Consider the following 20,971-nt stretch of genomic DNA (forward strand, 5'->3'; position numbering starts at 1 on the left):
TGCTTTGTGATAAAACAACTAAGATCATGCAAGTCCTTAAATAAATTATGCAATTGGTAGTTTATTGCGCAACGTGTTGAGCACTCCAGCCACCACCAAGAGCTTTGTATAGGTTAATTTGGCTGGCAAGATACGCTTGCTTACCTAAAATTAACTGCTGCCCTGCACTATACCAATTACGTTGTGCATCTAGCACTTGCAAATAACTATCTGCACCTTTTTGGAAACGTGCATCCGACAAGGTAAAAGATACCTCATTGCTATGATAAAGATCATTTAAAGCATCAAGCTGTTGTTTATAACCTTGACGGTCTGCAAGTGCATCAGACACTTCTTTAAACGCTTGCTGGATTGTTTGCTCATAACTTGTTAGCGCAGCTTCTTGCTGTGCTTTGGCCACATCTAAGTTAGCCTGATTACGTCCCATATTAAAAATAGGTAAGTTAATCGAAGGTACAAAGCTCCATGTGCCTGAGCCTGAATCAAACAAATTATCAAGATCAGCAGAAGCGGTTCCAGCATTGGCTGTTAAACTAATGCTTGGATAAAAAGCCGCTTTCGCAACACCAATATTTGCATTTGCAGCAAGTAGGTCATGTTCAGCAGCTCTTATATCAGGACGCTGGGTTAATAACTCAGACGGTAAACCAACGGGCACCTCAGGCATGTTAAGCACGGTATCAATACTTTGCGAAGGCAATAAATCAGCACTCACCGTTTTACCCACTAAAAAGTCTAAGGCATTTTTATCACGTTTAAGTAGGCGTTGATAATTTGCAATATCCACCTTTGCTGTTGCTACTGTACTTTCTAACTGAGATAGCGTTAACTGTGAGGCAGCACCCAATGCAAAGGTCTTTCGTGTTAACTCTAATGACTCTTGTTGTGATTTAAGCGTATCGTTAGCAAGCGCAAGTAATGCTTTATCGGTTGCGTAGTTTAGCCATGCATTAACCAGTTCAGATATCAAGCTGATGCGAACACTGGTCAAGCTATACTCTGCTGAGTATAAGTTTTGCAGTGCCTGCTCAGACTGATTGCGTACTTTCCCCCACAGGTCAAGCTCGTAAGCCGTTAAGCCAACCGTTGCAGAGTATTGCTCTGTGATTGTTGCTTGCCCTGTGTTAGATAAATCTGCAGGTAAACGCTGACGTGTGCCTGATGCATTTAAATCGATGCTTGGATACAAATTTGAATCCTCGATTTGATACATAGCTCTCACCTGCTGCACATTGAGTGCAGCAGTTTGTATGTCTTTGTTATTTTCAAGCGTGAGTTGAATTAACTGTTGTAATTGGTCATTACTAAAGAAGGTTTGCCAATGCAGCGCGTTTATATCGCCTTCTCCACCCTCTACATCATAGTTTTGTGCAACGGGTAATTCACGTTGTTCAAGATCTGGCGCCATATTACAAGCAGACAGTAACAAAGCTGCCACAGAAACAGAAACGAGTTTAAGGGTCATTATACTTGCTCCTCATTTGTCGCTTTATGCTTACCAGGGAAGATACGACGTACCAATACAAAGAATAACGGCACAAACAACACCACAATACTTGATGATGCAAGCGTACCGCCAATAACCGCAATACCGAGTGCATTTTGAGCACCAGAGCCTGCACTTGAGGCTATTGCAAGAGGTAATACACCACATACAAACGCCATTGACGTCATAAAGATTGGCCGTAAACGTAGACGGATAGCTGCCACAGCCGCATCAACTAACTTCATCCCTTCATCCATTTTATGAATAGCAAATTCAACAATAAGAATGGCATTTTTGGATGCTAAACCTATGGTGGTTAATAGACCTACTTGTAGATAAATATCATTCGATAAATTAAATACAAATGACGCAACTCCTGCACCAAATACCCCCAGCGGTACAATTAACATTACCGCAGCAGGCACAGACCAGCTTTCGTATAATGCGGCAAGACACAGGAATACAACTAATAATGAAAGTGCATACAATAATGGAGCTTGACCACCGCTTAGGCGCTCTTCATAAGAAATGCCGGTCCATTCAAAGGCAACACCTGGCGGTAATTTCTTAACAATTTTTTCCACTTCAATCATTGCTTGACCAGTACTATAACCTGGCGCAGCTGCCCCTTGGATTTCCATAGCTGAAAAACCATTATAACGCTCTAGTCGCGGTGAGCCATACGTCCAGAATGAACGTGCAAATGCAGTAAATGGCACCATATCACCTGCTGAGTTACGCACATACCATTCATCTAAATCTTCTGGAACCATACGTGATTCAGGGATACCTTGCAGATACACTTTCTTAACGCGACCACGGTCAATAAAGTCATTTACATAACTACTACCCCAAGCGGTTGATAGCGTATTATTTATATCAGCTTGTGTTAAACCCAGTGCCTCAGCTTTAGCCAAATCAATATCAAGTTCAAGCTCTGGCTTATCTTCTTGACCATTTGGACGTACACCTGAAAGCACAGGGTTTTGAGCCGCCATACCAAGGAACATATTGCGCGCTTCAAGTAACTTGTCATGCCCCAAACCAACACGATCTTGTAGGAATAAAGTAAAACCATTTGCCGTGCCTAGCTCAACAACAGCTGGAGGTGGAAAAGCAAATACAAAAGCTTCTTTAATGGTTGAGAAAAAGCCCATTGCTTTACCAGCGACAGCACCAACAGATAGATCGTCACGTTGACGTTCATCCCAATGTTTTAAGCCAACGAAGCCAATGGCAGCATTTTGCCCTGAACCTGCAAAACTAAAGCCTGTTACTGTAAAGATAGAGCGCACAGCTTCAGATTGGTCCTCTAAAAAGTGACGCTCCATCTTTTCAACAACTTTTAACGTTTGTTCTGTTGTTGAACCTGCAGGTAAGCTGACTTGGTTAAATAAAATCCCTTGGTCTTCATCTGGCAAGAAAGCAGATGGCAATTGCGAGAAAATAAATACCATGCCGCCAACAATCAAACCATAACAAAGTAAGTAACGTTTACTGTGCTTGATCATGCGTGACACAAAGCTTTGCGCACCATTATTGGTTTTATCGAAGCCTCGGTTAAATCCTAAGAAGAAGCGGCCAAAAAGTGATTTATCATTATGAACATGGCTAGGCTTTAACATAGTTGCACATAAAGCAGGTGTTAAAATTAACGCCACCAATACCGATAAACTCATAGCTGTTACAAGGGTGATCGAGAATTGACGATAAATAACGCCTGTAGAGCCCGCAAAGAATGCCATCGGAACGAACACCGCTGAAAGCACCATAGCTATACCGACAAGCGCACCTTTAATCTCGTCCATCGATTTACGTGTTGCTTCCAGTGGAGATAAGTTCTCTTCGGTCATTACACGTTCCACGTTCTCAACAACAACGATGGCATCATCAACAAGCAAGCCGATTGCCAGTACCATTGCAAACATGGTTAATGTGTTAATTGAATAACCAAACACCTGCAAAATCGCAAAGGTCCCTAGTAATACAACAGGCACTGCTATAGTTGGAATAAGTGTGGCTCTAAAATTCTGCAGGAATAAGTACATCACTAAGAATACCAATACAACGGCTTCAATTAGTGTACTGACTACTTTTTCAATTGATAATGATACGAACGGAGTTGTGTCGTAAGGAACAACGGTTGTTAGCCCTTCAGGGAAAAATGGCTCAAGCTCAGCAAGTGCTGCTTTTACACCATCGGCAGTATCAAGTGCATTTGCCCCGCTGGCAAGTTTAACGCCTAAACCAGAGGCTGGTTTACCGTTAAAGCGCGCAACCACCCCATAGTTTTCACCACCAAGTTCCACTTCTGCAACATCGCTTAAGCGAACAACCGAACCATCCGCATTCGTTTTTACAAAGATATTTCTAAATTGTTCTGGTGTTTGTAAGCGGCTTTGTGCGGTTACTGTGGCATTCAATTGCTGACCATCAACTGCAGGCAGCGCACCGAGCTGACCTGCTGAAACCTGCGCGTTTTGAGCACTAATCGCAGCACTTATATCCGCTGGTGTTAGTGCGTATTTTTGCAGTTTTGATGGGTCTAACCAAATTCGCATGGCATATTGTGAACCAAAAAGCTGAACTTCACCAACGCCGTTCACACGGGAAATAATATCAAGTACATTCGATGAAACATAATCACCGATATCAATATTATTCATGCTGCCATCTTCGGATACAAAGCCCACTACCATTAAAAAGTTTCTAGCAGACTTAGCAACAGAGACACCTTGACGCTGCACCTCTTGCGGAAGTAATGGTGTTGCAAGTGACAACTTATTTTGCACTTGAACTTGCGCTATATCAGGGTCCGTATCAGCACTAAAAGTCAATGTTAATGTCGCTGAACCATTCGATTCTGAGGTAGACGACATATATAACAAGCCATCAAGACCCTTCATCTTTTGTTCAATAACCTGGGTAACCGTATCTTCTAATGTACGGGCCGACGCACCTGGGTAATTGGCTTGAATACTGATTGCTGGTGGCGCAATTGATGGATACTGTGCAACCGGCAAACTTCTAATTGCTAGAATACCTGCCAGCATCACTACAATGGCAAGTACCCAAGCAAATATGGGCCGATCAATAAAAAATCGTGACATTAAGTTTCTCCGTTACTGGCTATTTGCAACTGACTCAGCAGGCATAGGATTAACAGGTGCACCAGGTCTAATTTTCTGAAGACCTTCAACAATCAGCTTATCGCCGCTTTGTAGACCCTCAGTCACTAACCAGTTAGCACCGACTGTACGGTCTGTTTTTAAAATACGAGGCTCAACTTTGTTATCTTTACTTACCACCATCGCAGTTGGCTCACCTTTCGTATTACGGCTTACACCACGTTGTGGAGCGAGGATCGCGTCGTTCTTAACACCTTCAACAACAACAGCACGTACATACATCCCTGGTAATAACAATTTTTCAGGATTAGGAAATTCAGCACGAAGAGTGACAGAGCCTGTGCTTGGGTCAACAGTCACTTCAGAGAACTTAAGTGTCCCTTTATGAGCATAAGTGGTGCCGTCTTCCATTTTTAGCTCAACTTTAGAATGCTGTGCAGCATCTTTATCAAGCTCACCTGTTGCAATTGCTTTTTTAAGACGGGTTAATTCACTGCTTGATTGCGTTAAATCTACAAAAATAGGATCAAGTTGTGTAATTGTCGCTAATGCCGATGCTTGATTAGCACTGACAAGTGCCCCCGCTGTAACATCTGACTTACCAATTTGACCACTAATAGGTGCTAACACTTTGCTGTAGTTCAAATTAATTTCTGCAGTTTTTAACTGTGCTTGAGCGGTTAACAAATCTGCTTTAGCGCCTTTGTATGCCGCATCAGCTTCGTCATAATCTTGTTGACTCACTGCTTTTATATTTAACAGTTCTTTATAACGCTCTGATTTAGCTTTTGCATTTGCAATACTTGCTTCTGCTTTTGTGATTGCCGCTTTACTTGTTGCTACTTGCGCTTCAAACGTCGATGGGTCAATTTGATAAAGCGCTTGGCCTTTTTTAACCTCAGCACCTTCTACAAATAAACGCGATTGTATAATTCCGTTCACTTGCGGTCTTATTTCAGCGATACGAGACGCTGATACGCGACCAGGAAGTTCTTTTGTAAGTGTAAGTGGTTTGCTTTGCATCTCAATTACACCAACAGGAACCGCTTGAGCTGCCTGAGTCTGCCCTTGAGCCTGTTCTGATTGGCCGCAGCCTGATAAAAAAACAGCACCAGCGAGAGCTGACACTGCAAAGAATGGAATGCGAGAGCGCTGCATGTTTAAGTCCTTAGTTTAGAGTGAACGATCATTCTAAACAAAAAAGCACGCAGATCAAGCGTCTTTAAACTAATTTACATTAAATAAAAAACTTGCCTTAGAGCATGTTTTTTGTGCAATAAATAATTTCTATTCACAGATTTTCAGTGATAACTGATAATTTTGATTACAAAACCGTTTTAAAACTATCAGTTAGGAGTCATTGACTAATCGCCTAAGCAAATGCCCATAGCGCGAGCACTTGTTATTAACGAATGTCCTGAAGGAATAACACGATATTCTGAAGTTGCTTGTTTTAAACTAATTGGTTTAATTTCACCCTCTTTACTAACAGGGATAAAACCGAATCGCCCCTGTTTAACTAGCTCGAATGCCTGCACACCAAACTCTGCTGCTAACACCCTATCAAACGCATTAGGTGTACCGCCGCGTTGAATATGACCTAACACGGTTACTCTGACATCAAGGTCAAGCCCGTCTCTTATTTGTGAAGCAAGCTGCTCAGCAATGCCACCAAGCACTGGATTTTCATAGCCAAATTCATTTGATTGTTTACAAACAACATTACCAGCAAGGGACTTTGCCCCTTCTGAAATAACGATATTGGCAAACCCATGCCCTTTATTAAAACGTGATGTTAGTTTGGCTTTTATCGACTCAATATCGTAAGGAATTTCTGGAATAAGCGCCACTTCTGCACCAGCAGCTATCGCTGAATGCAAACAAATCCAACCAGCGTCGCGACCCATTACTTCAGTAATAATCACTCGGTTATGGCTCTGCGCTGTTGGTATTAAGCGATCTATCGCTTCTGTGGCGGTGTCGACGGCAGTTTGAAAACCTATTGTATAATCAGTACCATATAAATCATTATCAATGGTTTTTGGTACGCCTACGATATTTAAACCATGTTCAAACAAGTGCTGAGAGACTTTATGAGAACCGTCACCACCAATATTGATAACCGCATCAAAACCAAGCTCTGCTAGCTTCTCAATTAACTCCTTAGAACGGTCAACAAGTAGGTGTTTACCGTCAACATTTACTGGAAAGGCAATGGGGTTGCCCTTGTTCACCGTTTCCAATATTGTTCCACCACGCACATGAATGCCTGCAGTCAGCTCGTTTGTAAGGTGGACAATGTCGTTCGGTGTTTCTAATACACCGCAGTAAGCTCTTCGGCTACCATATACCTGCCAGTTACCATCATGTTCAGCGGCTTTGACAACCGCTCGGATCACCCCATTGAGACCAGGGCAATCCCCTCCACTTGTTAATAGCAGTAATTTTTTCATACATTTTCCACTGATGCTAAGGCACTTTTTACAGGTTAGCTTATTTTGGTAAGAAAAGCGTATGACCTAAATCAACTCAATAACAAAATCTATACAGGCATTAAGTTTTAATAACTAAAAGGTCTCAATAGAGAATGCCAGGTTGCTTACAGCACAGCCTGTTTGTGAATTATTAAGACGATGATACTCAGTGTTTTTATCTGCATTAAAAGCAAGTAAAAACTCGTCTTGTTGCGCTACCGCTTGCTTTTCTTGTGTTAAGCAAATAGCTTGCAATAAAGAACGCAATTTTTCAGCTTCAAAAATATTTCCAAATCGCTGCATGGGTAATGGTGGAATTTTGATTGTAGCTAACGCCTTATCTGTAGAGCTTTTTGATAAAGTAAATTCATTGCCCTTAATATCGATGACAGCCCCCGTTGGCCAATAGTCTATGAGACCTTTATTTTCACCCTGTGACTGTATATGCGTTACACCACTTCGACCAATAACGGTCATTAAACGAGTATCAGTTGAATGGATCATAACAAGAGCGGTTGCTTCATCAATTCCAAAGCCATTTCGCTGGCCTGTTGCATTTAAAATGCTGATTAACCTGGGCATACGATTATTTTCACTAAATTGACTATCAACAGGGCCGTAATTGAATGTTCCGAGTCCACCAGTAGACGAGTAAATAAGTTCACCTGTTGCTTGCTCGCTCACACAGCCCGTACATTCTTGCTGTATGGGCTTGTTTCTCAGAGAAGTAATACCGTCACCACTAATTATGCTAGGCACAGAACCGAATGCATTCTGACCACCTGCTTGTAATAAACTACTTACTCCAGTTGACATAATCACTGGACGAGATTGCAAATCATCAAACCAAGGTAGTTTCTTGCCGTTGTTATCGAACAAAACTTGTTGCAGGTTTGTTTGCTGTTCATCGTTAAAGATCACCGCCGTTGCCGACTGGATTTTTTCCCGTACAGTTTTAATGCCAGCATCACACAAAGCTTGTTCAGCTAACACCCTATCTGTGTAGACTTGTTCACGATTATAAACATGCATTTTTGCTTGACGTATATTTTTTAAATCAGCGCATTGATTATGTGTCATAGCAAACGCTGAGGCTGATGTTAAAGCAAGCCACTCTGTTTTAATTCCCTTATTTTCAAAAAGCGACTGGTAAAAATCTGCTGCAGCATATGGGTCACGACTTGATGCTGTAACAACAAGCACTTTAGGTGTTTGGCTTGAGACTTTTATACTTGCTCCAACAAAATCAACAATATCTGAGTTCGCCTTTTCTAGGTTAAGATCATTAAAAACCTGCTCTTTTAGTCTATTCCCATTAGAATCGAGAACAGCGACTTCGAGCATATCCAATATAAAATTAAACTCATGGCTATCAAGCTCACTCAAGCTTTCATTGTCAATATCACGCCACGTCCATAACAAAGCTGACTTAGTCACTGACTCTGAATGACTTTTAGCCAACTTGCTGAGTACCTGTATTACTCGTTTACGGTGTGATTCGTTAGCACTCGGCCATGCGTTTTTTAATTCTGTTAAAGCACGCTCTGTGATCTTAAATTGAGCAGCTTGTTTACCTTGTAGCTCGTTTTGATTGGTACAGTGATGAGCATTGACACTACTGCATACGTTAAGGGCACCACCAACCATTACTAAGGTTTGATTTTTTGATGATTGTGCAAAACTTGAAATCGATAAACAAGCTATGAATGTAGTCAGAAAAATACGAGATAAGGTTTTAAAAAGAAACATAAAAAATCTTTTAGTATTAAAGGAGCTAAGCCGCAGTATACAGATTTTTCATTGCACTTAAAATAATGACGAAGGCGCTTACGCGCCTTCACTTTCAGTCACTCGAGAAACAATTAACTGTTCGATTTTCACACCTTCGACGTCAACTATCTCAAACTTGTATCCGGCAAAATTGATAAACTCTGCCCGCTTAGGTAAACGTTTCATAGTGTAAATCAAAAATCCTGCGACGGTTTCATAATGAGATTGCTCAGGAAACTCTTCAATCTCAAGAACCTTAGCGAGTTCAACTACGGGTGTAAGGCCATCCACCAGCCAAGAGGAATTATCACGTTTAATAATCAACTCTTCACCTTGGTGAGTGATCAAGTCGCCCATAAACCCTCTCATTAAATCTTTAACAGTGACAATCCCCACCATTAACGCATACTCATTTACTACAACCGCAAATGGTTCTGCTGCTTTTTTAAAGGTATTAAGTGCTTCTGAAAGGCTCAAGGTTTCTGGTAAGTAGAAGACATCACGGGTAATAAGTTCGCTGTCAATTTCAGCGTTTTGCCCTTTGAGCACTTTACGAAGGATATCTTTGGACTCAACAGAGCCAATTAATTTATCTAAACTACCGTCACAGACTAAAAAGTGATTATGTGGATGCTCAATAATTTTTGTTGCCACCTCTTGTGCATCTGCCCTAACATCAAAATAAACAATCTGATCCCTTGGTGTCATCACACTGGATAAAAAGCGCGCTTCTAAATCAAACACATTACCAATCAATTGATATTCTTGTTGCTGAAGACTGCCATATTCAGCACCCGCTTCCATCATCGCAACAATATCTTCGGTAGTAACAATATCCTCACGTTCAGCAGGCACCTTAAAAGCACGCAAAATCGCATTCGTTGTACCATTAAAAAACATAACAAACGGCGTTAAAGCAAATGTGACCCAACGCATAATTGACACGACTCTGACAGCGACAGCTTCAGGCATAATCATCGCTAAACGTTTTGGTAATAAATCAGCAAATAAAATAAATAAAGAAGTAATACTTAAAAACGAAATCAAAAAACTAATTTGACTAAGCAAAGGACCTTGGTAAATCATCACAAGGATTTGCTCAATATAAGGTGACAATGCCTGCTCACCGACAATACCACCAAGAATTGCAATCGCGTTCAAAGAAATTTGAATCATTGCAAAAAATGCCCCTGGGTTTTCCTGTAAAGCGAGAACCGCTTGGGCTTTGTTATTCCCTTCATCAACCATGACTCGTAATTTAATTTTCCGTGAAGCTGCAATGGCAATTTCGCTCATCGCAAATAATGCACTTATGAAAATTAAGAAAACAATAACGAGCAGATCACTCATTTTAAAACTCCTAAAAAAACAGGCGCATTGAACTTTTCAATGCATAATACTTTTCGCACGTTTTGGCGCTGAGTAACCTGATTAAACTGGCCTACATTTAAAATGTTTAACACTAGAAAATCGGTTATTTGGGTTAGCAAAATTGTTCAAAAAGCAGCTGATTATAGCTAGTTTACTATAATCAACAAGCCTATTTTGCTTGGTTCGATGAAAAGGCGTGAGTTAATTTTTCTAAGGTGGTGCTCTCAAGATTTTTATTACAAGCAAAGTACAAATCTTGATAATCGGCAGGAATTTTATAAATAGCTTTTAGCAATGAGAGGGTTTTATCTTTTTTAAGCTCATAATTAAATTGTTCATCGCTAAGTACAACCATATCAATGCTAGAGCGGCGGCTTTTGAGAACATCATAAATGTTCTCAAAGCTATCTAGCAAAATCAGCTGATTTTGTTCATTAAAACCATGTTCAGACAAATATACGTGGCTGTAGTTGTCTTTTAAGACGGCTATTCGATATTTTTTTGCTTGCTCTAGGTTTTCAATTTGAACCTGTTGCGACTTAAAACTATAAAAAGAAGCGGTGAAATTACCTAGCTTTGCAATCCAGCTAAACTTATCCTCTCTACTTGGTAATCTAGCAATGGAGAATATACACGTTTTTTCATCTCGTAATGCGGCATTATATGATATGGGCCATGCATTTACTGATAAGGTATACTCAACACCACTTTTCTTTAAAGCGGTAGTTACTTCTTCGACCACAGTACCTACAAGAACACCTTGCGCATTCTGATACTGAAAACTAGGAAGATTTTCTGTCACAACGGTGATTGCTGCAAAGCAAGGTTGCAACAGCAAAGCAAGTGATAGAATAATAGGTTTGAGCATAAATAGACTATACCAAAAAGTTATAATTATTTTTTATATAAATATAGTCTGAAGTGTAAGATTTGGAAATAAAATTTAAAGTACCCAATGATAGGTGAAAGGCCAAAGTAAGCCTTTCACCTAAACCAGTTACTTATTTATGGCGTTAATTAAGAAAGCTGAGATCTTTGCCCCTTCACGAAGCGTCGTCTCAGAACTTGTTTGACCAATTAAAGAGCTATCTGTGAATGGCGCTATTTCCATCATATCTGCCCCCGTTATCGGAAACTCATCAGCAATAGCAACTAAGATATCAAGTGCATGCTGCGGCGTTAATCCACCCGCTTCTGGCGTGCCGGTCGCTGATGCAAAGCTTTCATCTAATGCGTCAATATCAAAGCTAACATACAGCTCATCAATATTATCGGCTTTAAGTTGTGCAATTACTTCCTCTGCGACAGCTTGCGCGCCACGTTCTAAGATTTCATGAGCCCAATGCTGTTTAACACCAAACGTTGATTCCCAATGCTCTTTCGGTTTACCACTCGAACGAATACCAAACTGAATTAAATTACGCGGTGAAGGTAAATACTCAAGAATATGCGTACACCATGAGCCAAAACATAAATCAATACCTAAGCGTTCAACTAATAAGTCAGTATGTGCATCAAAGTGAATAATTGCCGTGCGCTTACCTGCATCACGTTTTGCTTTTAAATATGCTTTTGTTAATGGGTAACTGATTGAATGGTCACCGCCAATACCGAAAATTCCTTTGTCTGGGTAGTTAGCGTAAAAACCATCACACACATCTTCTGTAATCGACAAAGGTGATACGTGGTATTCACTGTTTTCGTCTGCGTATAGCGCCTTTTGACAGTTAGTGATTGTCGCATCGTTTAAATATTTATCGTGCAGTAAATGAGGGATAACACGTACATCACCAAGATCAAAAGCACGTGCTTGTGGCTGTTGATCGATTAAGGTTGAACGTAAAAATAACGGGCCCCAGTTAGCGCCTCGTAAAATACCACCACCACAATCAGAGCTAATACCCAAAATAACGGCTTTGTGCTCAGAATCAGCCAGTGTTTCAAGTGACTCTTTCCAAAGCACATCAACGTTATCAGTTTGCCCATAAAGCTTGGTACGTAATGCATCTTTTCGTTCCTTTGCCGTATTAACTGTAAAAACACCATCACCTGGTGGGCATAAGCACTGGCTTAATTTTTCATGGAACGCTTTTTGTGTGTTACTCATTTTCACTCCGCTGGTAAGTATCTGCATATTCATGCGTAATTTAAAAAATTACACTCTTTTTTACTTTTAACTATGTTCAACTCAATCAAAGGTAAAAGATAATAAAACTTGAAAAAACAAACAATTGATATAATTGAAGTTCTTTTTCAAAACAGAAGGATTTTGGTGGCTTATCTCGAGCATAAGCACCTTGCTTTTGGCAGATATAACATGGGGAATTTTAAAGTCAAACTTTGCAGCAACCTGTCAAGTTGCTGCGTTAAATTAATATTCAATCAGAGTGAATACTCATTATTCGTAGCCTCTCGGCTTTTTGGTTTTGATGACGGCAATGTAGGCGTGCCAGCTTGCATAACTAAGTAGTGGCATGATTACAATAAAACCAGCCGTGCCCGTTATAAAACCAACGAACACTAAACACAAAATTAATGCAGCCCAGACAATCATGGCGCCCACGTTATTTTTTACTGCACTAATAGAGGAAATAACTGCAGTCATGATATCTACCCGACGCTCCATCATTATTTGAGGCGCGAATGCTGAAATGGCGAAAACAGTGACTAGGAGTATTCCACCGACAATACTACCCAATGTTAAAAAAGCTGATAACTGTTCAAAGCTTGGATTAACCACATTAGGGTATAAAGCATGAATAAGCGCTGCCAATCGCATCCACACTATCATGATCACCATGAGTAAAACGGCAAACCCCCACTCCCCAGCAGGGTTCCTAAACATCGACTTTACGCTGTGTAGTAGTGTCGGTTTATGGCCTTTTTCTAGCTCCCACGCAACGTCATACAGCCCAGCAGCAAATGCAGGCCCCACTAATGCAAAACCAACCACGGCAGGTAAAATAACCAAATGCGTGTCGAACCTGTATACAAAAAACATAATCGCAGCAGGTATCAGGGTAAAAACTAACCCATAGACTAAACTGAGTATCGGTGCATTTGCGATGTCTTTAAACGCCAACGCCAACCAGTGAAAGGGGGCCATCGCAGAAATTTGAGTGCTTTGTAAACAACGAGCAAATTGTTGATGTTTACTCATAGAAGATGAAGCAGGCATAGTATATCCTCATTTATCATTATCTATTAAGGTTTAGGTTATCTGCTCGATTCTTGCAACAATCGCACTGCAGGACATCTGTCCTGTACATTCGCAGCAGATATATAAAGTATTACGCTTTAGCTAAAAATAAGGTTCAAAAATGGAAAAGGTATTTCACTTAGGACTAACACGTGACGACTTAAAAGGTGCAACTCTTGCAATTGTGCCTGGGGATCCAGATCGTTCTGCACGTATTTCTTCTCTTTTAGATGATCCTGAATGTCTTGCAAAAACCCGTGAATTTCATGTCTACCGTGGTGTCTTAAATGGTCACAATATAGTTGTTTGTTCTACTGGTATTGGTGGTCCATCTACATCAATAGCCGTTGAAGAACTCGCACAACTTGGTATTAATACCTTTTTACGAATTGGTACGACTGGCGCTATTCAACCGCATATCAATGAAGGTGATATTTTAATTAGTCAAGCGTCAGTTCGCTTGGATGGAGCAAGCCAGCATTTTGCTCCTCTTAGCTACCCCGCTGCATCCGACTTTTTTGCCACACAAGCAATGGTCAATGCCTGTAATGAGTTAGGTATTCAATTCCACATTGGCATAACTGCGTCTAGTGACACCTTTTACCCAGGGCAAGAACGCTATGATACCCATTCGGGTTATGTGCCTCGCGCTTTTCAAGGTAGTTGTGAAGAATGGCAAAAGCTGGGGGTAATGAACTATGAAATGGAATCAGCGACCTTATTCACTATGTGCGCTGCTTTAGGGTTACGTGCGGCTTGTGTAGCTGGGGTGCTTGTTAACCGCACTAAACAGGAAATTCCTAATGTAGACCACGGCGAGATTGAAAGAAAATCAGTCGCCGTAGTTATTGAAGCTGCAAAACAATTACTCGGATAAAGCAACAGTAATATGTTCAAATGCTGGTGAGAAGTCAAAACTTGCCAGCACGCTTTTCGTCACCTCTAATTGGTTCTCTGCACCTTGTGTTTCGAGCAAACTAATCGATTCCACATTTTCACCAGTAAACGCGACTCCAGCCAGATACAGTTGGCTTAATGCACTTTGCAAAGGTGACAGGCTTGGACTATATGCTGCATTCTCCGCATACCCACCATAAAAATCTCCATGTTCATAGGTAGCGATCTTCACAGCACTGTAATTGCTTGTATAAGGCACATAAGAATTTGATGCTGTCATAACTAATTTTTGGTCAATGTTATCTACATCAATAAAGTTAACCGCTTGGCTCGCGCTAGATAATAAGCTTACTTTGTTACCTAAATCTTTTGGGCCAAATGCATTTGGGAGTAGTTCGCGTAGGGTAAAATCACGCTCTGGAAGATGAATGTCAAGGGAGTCTGCGGTGTTTAACTCATTCATAAACTGACGACAATAACCGCATGGAGCGTCACTTATCGCTATTTTTACTATACGTGACGCACCATTTAACCAAGCATTATTTATCGCCGATTGTTCTGCGTGAACAACCAAGCTGAGCGCTTGATGTGAAAACTCGACGTTTGCGCCAAAATAAAATTGCCTGTCACCTTGTTCTGTTATTCCAAGGGCTACTGCGCCTACATAAAATTTAGAGATAGGTGCAACAGAAAATAGGCTAGCGACTGGCACGCAGGCTTTTAAAAGCTCTAATTCGCTAACTTGGTGCTCATTGCAAAGCTGCAATATGTCACTGTGAGATAAAATACCGCGCTTCGTTTTAAGTTCAGTAAAAAGTGTATCTTGTTGTTGTTCGGTAAAGCTAAATACCGCTTGCGTTTGCTCTGTTTGACTATGTTCTCTATTACTTGATGTCATAACAAATTATATTTATTAATTGGCTATACAGTGTAAAAGTTTACATCATGAAATACTAGGTTTTCATTGTCATTCTAAAACTAAAACAAGCCTCATATCTCAGTGATTAAAGTTAATTTATTGCGCGACCAGCCAAGTTTTAGCCTTTTGAAAACATTCAAAGTTTTCGGCATGTAAGTTATAACGTTTCGCTTTTTGAACAAACAAATCATGCATAAAACCATCAAAACTAACTACGATTGCTACACAGGCTTTTTTTAATGAATGAGCAATCACTGGCATAATATTGAATAACTCAGCAGGAGCAAAATTATGGGTTAACTCTGACACATCAATTAAGATTTTATCTGACCCATATAATAATGAGTATTGATGAGCTATCTGGTAAAAATTAATCACATCCTGTGCACTTGCAGTCCCTCTTAACGTCATCATTACCAATGACGTTGTTGTATCATAAGTGATACAAGTAGACACGTTCGACATAAACTAACTCGGGAAAAAAACTATAAAAGGCTTAAGCAATGGGGGCAAAAGCCGAGCCATTCTAGTGTTATCTTTTAACGAGTCAATAGCCTAACCCTAAATAGGTCTGACCAGAAACAAAAACCATACTTTAGAGCTACCTAGTGTTAGGCCATTTGTAACGGCTTTTAACAGTTAACTTACTTTTATTGCAACTAAGGATTTTCCCAGATAAGAATAAGCTTTTTCAGATAACGCTCAGTCTAAATACAATTTAAAGTACTCACCTCAACTTAGGCTGTGCATCAACCCCCCTCGCTTGTTGCTTTGGTTTTTTATAATTAAACGGATTAATGTGTAATGAGAGCTTGGATCTTATTTTTTATTTGCTTACTTTTCATTGGTAACTTAAGTACGGTTCAAGCAAAGACAGTGTCTAAAGAAGAGTTTCTTCAATTACGGGAATCTATCCGCCAAGCCTATGCTCGCTCTCCATCAGAGGGTCTTGAACGAGTCTATTTTCTGCTGACTAATAAAGCCTTTACGCTCGAACAAAGTATTATGGTAACCAACTACAAAGCTTGGTTTCTGCTCGAAAATGACGAATTAGAGCAGGCAATGGAGACAATCGTTGAATATAAAAGTATGGTTTCTCATTCTGATGAAAAGAGCTTAATGTATGGTTATTTCAATATATCCGGTGGCATTTATGCACGTTTAGGATTATACAACGAGGCATTGAGTTACTATCGAGATGCTATGCCATTTGCTAAATCTAGGGATGAACGCCTTGTTTATCAAACAGAAAACAACATTGCTAGCATCTACTTAAAATTAGAACGTTTCGATGAAGCATTAACAACCTTTGAGAATTATAAGCACTATGCGCAAGCCAACAATCAACACCTCAATCAATCGTTTGCGACAAATAATATAGCAGCCTCTCTCATAGGCCTTAAAAACTATTCCGAAGCGCTAAATATATTAGATCAAGCCATTACCCTGCAAAAGCGACACAATTTTACAAATCATTTAGCTACAAGTTTAGTGCTAAAAGGAAAAGTGCTTCGCTTAACTAATCGATTATCAGAGTCCGAGGCCATACTTATTCAGGCTATCGAGTTAATTAATAGAGAAAAAATCGATAACGAATACATGGATGCTATTTTGTGTTTAGCTGCCACTTATAACGCTCAAAATAATACGGAAAAGGCCATTGAATTACTTACATCAGTGAGCTCAAAAAACTATAAGTATGTCGATTTCAAAACCGAATTAGATATTACTAAGTTTTCTTCTCAGTTGTATGAAAAACAAGGCAACTTGGAAAACGCGTTATCTAGTTACAAACAATATAATGAAATTAATACTGCCGTATTAACACGCCAAGCCAGTGTAAATATTGCTAAAGCACTCGCCGAAGCTGACTTAGCAGCCAAAGAGGTAAGAATTTCAGAACTCACCAAAGCGGAGCAAATCAAGGCAACTAAAGCAAAAGCGTTTAAAGAGCTGACAATCGCTATATCGATATGCCTTATTGTTATCTTATTTGGCTCTTTTGCTGCAATTCATAGTATTGATAATAAAAATAAAAAGCTAGCCAATGCACTCAAACAACTTCATGATACCCAAAAGCACTTAATCGAAATTGAAAAAATAGCGTCTCTGACAGCGTTGGTTTCAGGTATGGCGCACCAATTAAACACGCCTATCGGCACAATTGTCACTGCCAGTTCTTTAATAGATGAATATTTATTATCAATCTCAGAAAAGTTCAAAGCTCAGCAGCTGACCAGCAAGTGTTTTCATCAATTCATTACTAACACTGCCAGTGCGAAAGAATTGGTCATAAGTAATATTAATCGTCTAGCAAGTATCGTCGAAGAGTTTAAAGCACTCAATGTGTCGATTGCTCTTGATAAACCACCCGTTGAAATTTCATTGCCTGATTATTTGAAGCAACAACTCTCCTTTTTAGACAATTATTTAGGTAAGCAAATCTCATACACTGTTACAGGTAGCAAAGTATCCATTGTTTCGCACCCCTCTATCATTACAGACGTACTTAAAACTTTGGTAATAAACAGTTATGAACATGGCTTTAAAAACCAAGACAACGGCAGTGTTAATATGCATCTTGTTGAGCATGGAGACTACGTCGATATTATCTATCAAGATAATGGCATGGGCATTAAAGATGAAATTTTGTCAGAGATTTTTACACCTTTTTACACCACAAACTTAGGTGAGCAACACTTAGGTTTAGGCTTGAATGTGGTATTCAACGCTGTTCAATATAACTTAAAAGGTGAGATATGCGCCGAGTCATGTGAACACGGCGCACGGTTTATTATTACTCTGCCTCTAGATGTTCGTTTAGTTACAAACAATCAAGAGGCATTTGATTAGCCAGTATTACGCATACCCGCAGCGATTCCTGTCATGGTGATCATCAAGGCATTGTCGATATCACCCTCAGAGCTTTCATCAGCTTGTCGTGAGCGGCGCAACAACTCAACTTGTAATAAGTTAAGCGGATCGGTATACGGATTACGAAGCGCAATTGACTCTTTAATCCAAGGTTGATCTGCCAGTAAGCTTTTTTGTGGGCTGAGTGACTGTACAAGTTCAATCGCTTCGCTTAACTCTTGGCGCAGTTTTACGCCAAGAGGTCGATATTGCTCAGTGACTAATGCATCGTCGTAATGCGCACTCAGCCAACTATCAGCTTTACTGAATACCATTTCAAGCATCTCTAAACGAGCACGAAAGAAAGGCCACTGTAAGCTCATTTCGTGGAGTGTTTCAATCCCATACTTATCAAGCGCAGCCTTAAGCCCTGTTAATGCCCCAAGCCATGCAGGCAGCATCAAGCGGTTTTGACTCCAAGCAAATATCCACGGAATTGCACGTAAGCTTTCCACGCCACCATTAGGATTTCGCTTCGCAGGACGTGAGCCAAGCGGCAATTTCGATAGCTCCTGCTCTGGGGTTGCCATTCTAAAGTAAGGTACAAAGTTTTCATCATGGCGGACAACTGCACGGTAATGCTCACATGACTCATTACTGATAAGCTTCATAACATCACGCCACTCGCTTTTAGGCTCTGGTGGTGGCAATAAGTTACTTTCAAGCACTGCACCAGCATAAATGTTTAAGCTTTGTAGTGCAACAGCTGGTAAACCAAACTTAAAGCGGATCATCTCCCCTTGCTCAGTTACCCGCAACCCCCCTTTTAAAGAACCTGGAGGTTGTGAACGCAATGCTTGTGCAGCAGGTGCACCACCACGGCCAACAGTACCACCACGACCATGAAATAAAACAAGCTCAATACCGCGTTGCTCTGCTAATTGAACGAGCTTATCCATTGCTTCATATTGTGCCCAGCCTGCGGCCATCATACCCGCATCTTTTGCTGAGTCAGAATAACCTATCATGACATTTTGCTGATTTTTAATATGACCACGATACCACGTGTTATCTAGCAGGCATTCAATTACATCTTTACCTGCATTTAAGTCATCAAGCGTTTCAAAAAGTGGGGCAACAGGCAAATTAAACGTACAGCCGCTCTCTTTAAGCAAGAGTTGTACGGCTAAGACATCGGATGCCGTTCGTGCCATTGAGATTATATAAAGACCAAATGTCTGTGAGTCCTGAGCTGCAATAACATCAAAGGTATCAAGAACCTCTTTCACTTCAGGACTTGGTTGCCAATGTTTTGGAATGAGCGGCCTGCGAGAGTTAAGCTCTGCAAGTAAGAACGCTTGTTTGTCATCTTCTTGCCACTGATGATAATCACCTAAACCTAAATAACGTGTTAATTCAGAAAACACATCACTATGACGAGATGAATCTTGGCGAACATCAAGCTTAGCGAGTCGCAGGCCAAAGCTATTTACACGGCGTAAAACATCTAATAGCAGACCATCGGCAACAACTTTCATGTTGTTTTTAAGCAATGAGCGATAACAGACATCTATCGGTTGCTTAATTTGTGCTATGTCAGTGATCAAGTCTTGCGCATCAGTGCGCTTTTGTTTGATCTTTGCCCCCAAGTGGGCAACCGTTTCGACAATTTGATTTCTTAGCTTTTTAAGAACAGCACGGTAAGGTTCAAACTCTTGCCCTGCAAGGGCTATTAGCTCATCACTGGCTTCTGACATGGATAGCTCATTACTGAGTGTTTCAATGTCACGGGAATATAAATCAAGCGCCATCCAACGGCCGTGATCAAGCACTTGCTGAGTCACTTCAGCGGTTACAAATGGGTTACCATCACGGTCACCGCCCATCCAAGAAGTAAACTCAATGGGGCTATAATCAATGGGTAGTTCTAGATTTAGTTGAGATTTAACATCTTGGCTAAACTCGCGTAAAAAACGCGGCACAGCATGCCAAAGGCTATTTTCAATGACTGCGAAACCCCATTTAGCTTCATCAATTGGCGTTGGCCGTGAGCGACGAATATCATCGGTGTGCCATGCTTGGCTTATTAGCTGCTCTATGCGATTTAAAAGCTCATCACGTTCGGTTGGTAAATTATCTTTGCGCTCAAGCGAGGCTAAGCAATCACTTAATTCAACGTGTTTATTGATCATAGTACGACGTGTCACTTCTGTTGGGTGAGCTGTCAGTACAAGGTTTATGTGGAGTTTTGAGAGAGTTTGCGCAAGGTTATTAGGGTCAACCTGCCCTTGTTTTGCCGCTGATGCTAACGCTTTTAATGTTTGAGTGAGAGGGTTTAGTTGGCAAAAACCAACATCATTAAAGCGCGATACTGTATGAAATTGTTCAGCAACATTAGCAAGATTCAAAAAATGATTAAATGAGCGTGCAACCGGTAATAGTTCTTCATCTGTGAGAGCGTGTAGTACATCGATAAGTGCTTGCCTATCAGCTTCGTTACCACTACGTGACGATTTAGATAAAGCGCGAATCTCTTCTACCTTATCTAAAATGGCTTGACCCTGAGCATCTTTAATAGTTTGACCCAGCATTTGTCCAAGCATACTAACATTACCGCGAAGTGCAGCGTATTGTTCACTCATTCTCATACTCCTTTCTTTAACTAAGTTGAAAGTACTTACTGCACAGTATTTAAGCTTGCAAAAATGCCGCTAAATACTGATCCTTTTTATTAATATCATTGTCAGCGTTAATTTAATAGATCGAATTTTCTAACAAACTCGTAAAAAAGAATAACCAATATCTCAACATAAAAGTGTAATAAATACGCAGTCTGGTTAAGTGTTGCACTTTACAATACAGCCAATTGGTAAA

14 protein-coding genes are annotated in these 20,971 nt (G+C 40.5%); 2 read left to right on the plus strand and 12 right to left on the minus strand.

Annotated features, from left to right (window positions below):
• Window positions 1–61 precede the first annotated feature (61 nt).
• The 9 genes from PAARA_RS04850 to PAARA_RS04890 all read right to left on the minus strand — a co-directional run bounded on the left by PAARA_RS04850 (window position 62) and on the right by PAARA_RS04890 (window position 13,407).
• A complete protein-coding gene (locus PAARA_RS04850) occupies window positions 62–1,465 on the minus strand; it encodes an efflux transporter outer membrane subunit (protein WP_062567934.1) in 1,404 nt (467 codons plus the stop codon).
• On the minus strand, window positions 1,465–4,596 hold the full coding sequence (locus PAARA_RS04855) for an efflux RND transporter permease subunit (protein WP_062567935.1): 3,132 nt from the start codon (window positions 4,594–4,596) through the stop codon (window positions 1,465–1,467). Before PAARA_RS04855 ends, PAARA_RS04850 begins: the two co-directional genes overlap by 1 nt.
• A 12-nt stretch (window positions 4,597–4,608) precedes the next feature.
• Window positions 4,609–5,772 (minus strand): efflux RND transporter periplasmic adaptor subunit, encoded by a 1,164-nt coding sequence (locus tag PAARA_RS04860; protein WP_062567936.1) that lies wholly within the window; start codon window positions 5,770–5,772, stop codon window positions 4,609–4,611.
• Between the two features lie 206 nt (window positions 5,773–5,978).
• Window positions 5,979–7,067 (minus strand): 6-phosphofructokinase, encoded by a 1,089-nt coding sequence (locus PAARA_RS04865; protein WP_062567937.1) that lies wholly within the window; start codon window positions 7,065–7,067, stop codon window positions 5,979–5,981.
• 114 nt (window positions 7,068–7,181) lie between these two features.
• Window positions 7,182–8,837 carry a type 1 glutamine amidotransferase family protein gene (locus PAARA_RS04870; RefSeq protein WP_062567938.1) on the minus strand — a complete coding sequence of 552 codons (1,656 nt, stop codon included), beginning with the start codon at window positions 8,835–8,837 and terminating at the stop codon, window positions 7,182–7,184.
• Window positions 8,838–8,915: 78 nt separating this feature from the next.
• Entirely contained in the window at window positions 8,916–10,208 is a 1,293-nt protein-coding gene (gene paeA / locus PAARA_RS04875; RefSeq protein WP_062567939.1) for a polyamine export protein PaeA, read from the minus strand.
• A 190-nt stretch (window positions 10,209–10,398) separates the two neighbouring features.
• Window positions 10,399–11,097 carry a substrate-binding periplasmic protein gene (locus PAARA_RS04880; RefSeq protein ID WP_062567940.1) on the minus strand — a complete coding sequence of 233 codons (699 nt, stop codon included), beginning with the start codon at window positions 11,095–11,097 and terminating at the stop codon, window positions 10,399–10,401.
• Between the two features lie 129 nt (window positions 11,098–11,226).
• On the minus strand, window positions 11,227–12,336 hold the full coding sequence (locus PAARA_RS04885) for an arginase family protein (RefSeq protein ID WP_062567941.1): 1,110 nt from the start codon (window positions 12,334–12,336) through the stop codon (window positions 11,227–11,229).
• A gap of 291 nt (window positions 12,337–12,627) precedes the next feature.
• Window positions 12,628–13,407 (minus strand): DUF2189 domain-containing protein, encoded by a 780-nt coding sequence (locus PAARA_RS04890; protein WP_062567942.1) that lies wholly within the window; start codon window positions 13,405–13,407, stop codon window positions 12,628–12,630.
• 142 nt (window positions 13,408–13,549) lie between these two features.
• Between PAARA_RS04890 and udp the strand changes: the two genes are divergently transcribed.
• On the plus strand, window positions 13,550–14,305 hold the full coding sequence (gene udp, locus PAARA_RS04895; RefSeq protein WP_062567943.1) for a uridine phosphorylase: 756 nt from the start codon (window positions 13,550–13,552) through the stop codon (window positions 14,303–14,305).
• Here the strand turns inward: udp and cdd are convergent.
• Together cdd and PAARA_RS04905 are read right to left on the minus strand one after the other, a co-directional pair.
• Window positions 14,294–15,223, minus strand: coding sequence for a cytidine deaminase (gene cdd / locus PAARA_RS04900; protein WP_062567944.1), 930 nt, complete (start codon window positions 15,221–15,223; stop codon window positions 14,294–14,296). The two genes, udp and cdd, sit on opposite strands and share 12 nt — an antisense overlap.
• Window positions 15,224–15,340: 117 nt before the next feature.
• A complete protein-coding gene (locus PAARA_RS04905) occupies window positions 15,341–15,709 on the minus strand; it encodes a hypothetical protein (RefSeq protein ID WP_062567945.1) in 369 nt (122 codons plus the stop codon).
• Window positions 15,710–16,048: 339 nt separating this feature from the next.
• On the opposite strand from PAARA_RS04905, the gene PAARA_RS04910 reads away from it, so the two are divergent.
• Window positions 16,049–18,097: a tetratricopeptide repeat-containing sensor histidine kinase gene (locus PAARA_RS04910; protein WP_062567946.1), complete on the plus strand. Its 2,049-nt coding sequence runs from the start codon at window positions 16,049–16,051 to the stop codon at window positions 18,095–18,097.
• Here PAARA_RS04910 and ppc read toward each other — a convergent pair.
• The gene (ppc, locus tag PAARA_RS04915; protein WP_062567947.1) at window positions 18,094–20,739 is read right to left on the minus strand and encodes a phosphoenolpyruvate carboxylase; all 2,646 of its coding nucleotides are present in this window, start codon (window positions 20,737–20,739) and stop codon (window positions 18,094–18,096) included. The two genes, PAARA_RS04910 and ppc, sit on opposite strands and share 4 nt — an antisense overlap.
• Window positions 20,740–20,971 lie beyond the last annotated feature (232 nt).

Source organism: Pseudoalteromonas arabiensis (genome assembly GCF_001550155.1).
GTDB lineage: Bacteria > Pseudomonadota > Gammaproteobacteria > Enterobacterales > Alteromonadaceae > Pseudoalteromonas > Pseudoalteromonas arabiensis.

Bases quoted from the DNA above. Each gene is read 5' to 3' on its own strand.
- PAARA_RS04850 (WP_062567934.1), bottom strand. From the start codon at position 1,465: ATGACCCTTAAACTCGTTTCTGTTTCTGTGGCAGCTTTGTTACTGTCT.
- PAARA_RS04855 (WP_062567935.1), bottom strand. From the start codon at position 4,596: ATGTCACGATTTTTTATTGATCGGCCCATATTTGCTTGGGTACTTGCC.
- PAARA_RS04860 (WP_062567936.1), bottom strand. From the start codon at position 5,772: ATGCAGCGCTCTCGCATTCCATTCTTTGCAGTGTCAGCTCTCGCTGGT.
- PAARA_RS04865 (WP_062567937.1), bottom strand. From the start codon at position 7,067: ATGAAAAAATTACTGCTATTAACAAGTGGAGGGGATTGCCCTGGTCTC.
- PAARA_RS04870 (WP_062567938.1), bottom strand. From the start codon at position 8,837: ATGTTTCTTTTTAAAACCTTATCTCGTATTTTTCTGACTACATTCATA.
- paeA (WP_062567939.1), bottom strand. From the start codon at position 10,208: ATGAGTGATCTGCTCGTTATTGTTTTCTTAATTTTCATAAGTGCATTA.
- PAARA_RS04880 (WP_062567940.1), bottom strand. From the start codon at position 11,097: ATGCTCAAACCTATTATTCTATCACTTGCTTTGCTGTTGCAACCTTGC.
- PAARA_RS04885 (WP_062567941.1), bottom strand. From the start codon at position 12,336: ATGAGTAACACACAAAAAGCGTTCCATGAAAAATTAAGCCAGTGCTTA.
- PAARA_RS04890 (WP_062567942.1), bottom strand. From the start codon at position 13,407: ATGCCTGCTTCATCTTCTATGAGTAAACATCAACAATTTGCTCGTTGT.
- udp (WP_062567943.1), top strand. From the start codon at position 13,550: ATGGAAAAGGTATTTCACTTAGGACTAACACGTGACGACTTAAAAGGT.
- cdd (WP_062567944.1), bottom strand. From the start codon at position 15,223: ATGACATCAAGTAATAGAGAACATAGTCAAACAGAGCAAACGCAAGCG.
- PAARA_RS04905 (WP_062567945.1), bottom strand. From the start codon at position 15,709: ATGTCGAACGTGTCTACTTGTATCACTTATGATACAACAACGTCATTG.
- PAARA_RS04910 (WP_062567946.1), top strand. From the start codon at position 16,049: ATGAGAGCTTGGATCTTATTTTTTATTTGCTTACTTTTCATTGGTAAC.
- ppc (WP_062567947.1), bottom strand. From the start codon at position 20,739: ATGAGTGAACAATACGCTGCACTTCGCGGTAATGTTAGTATGCTTGGA.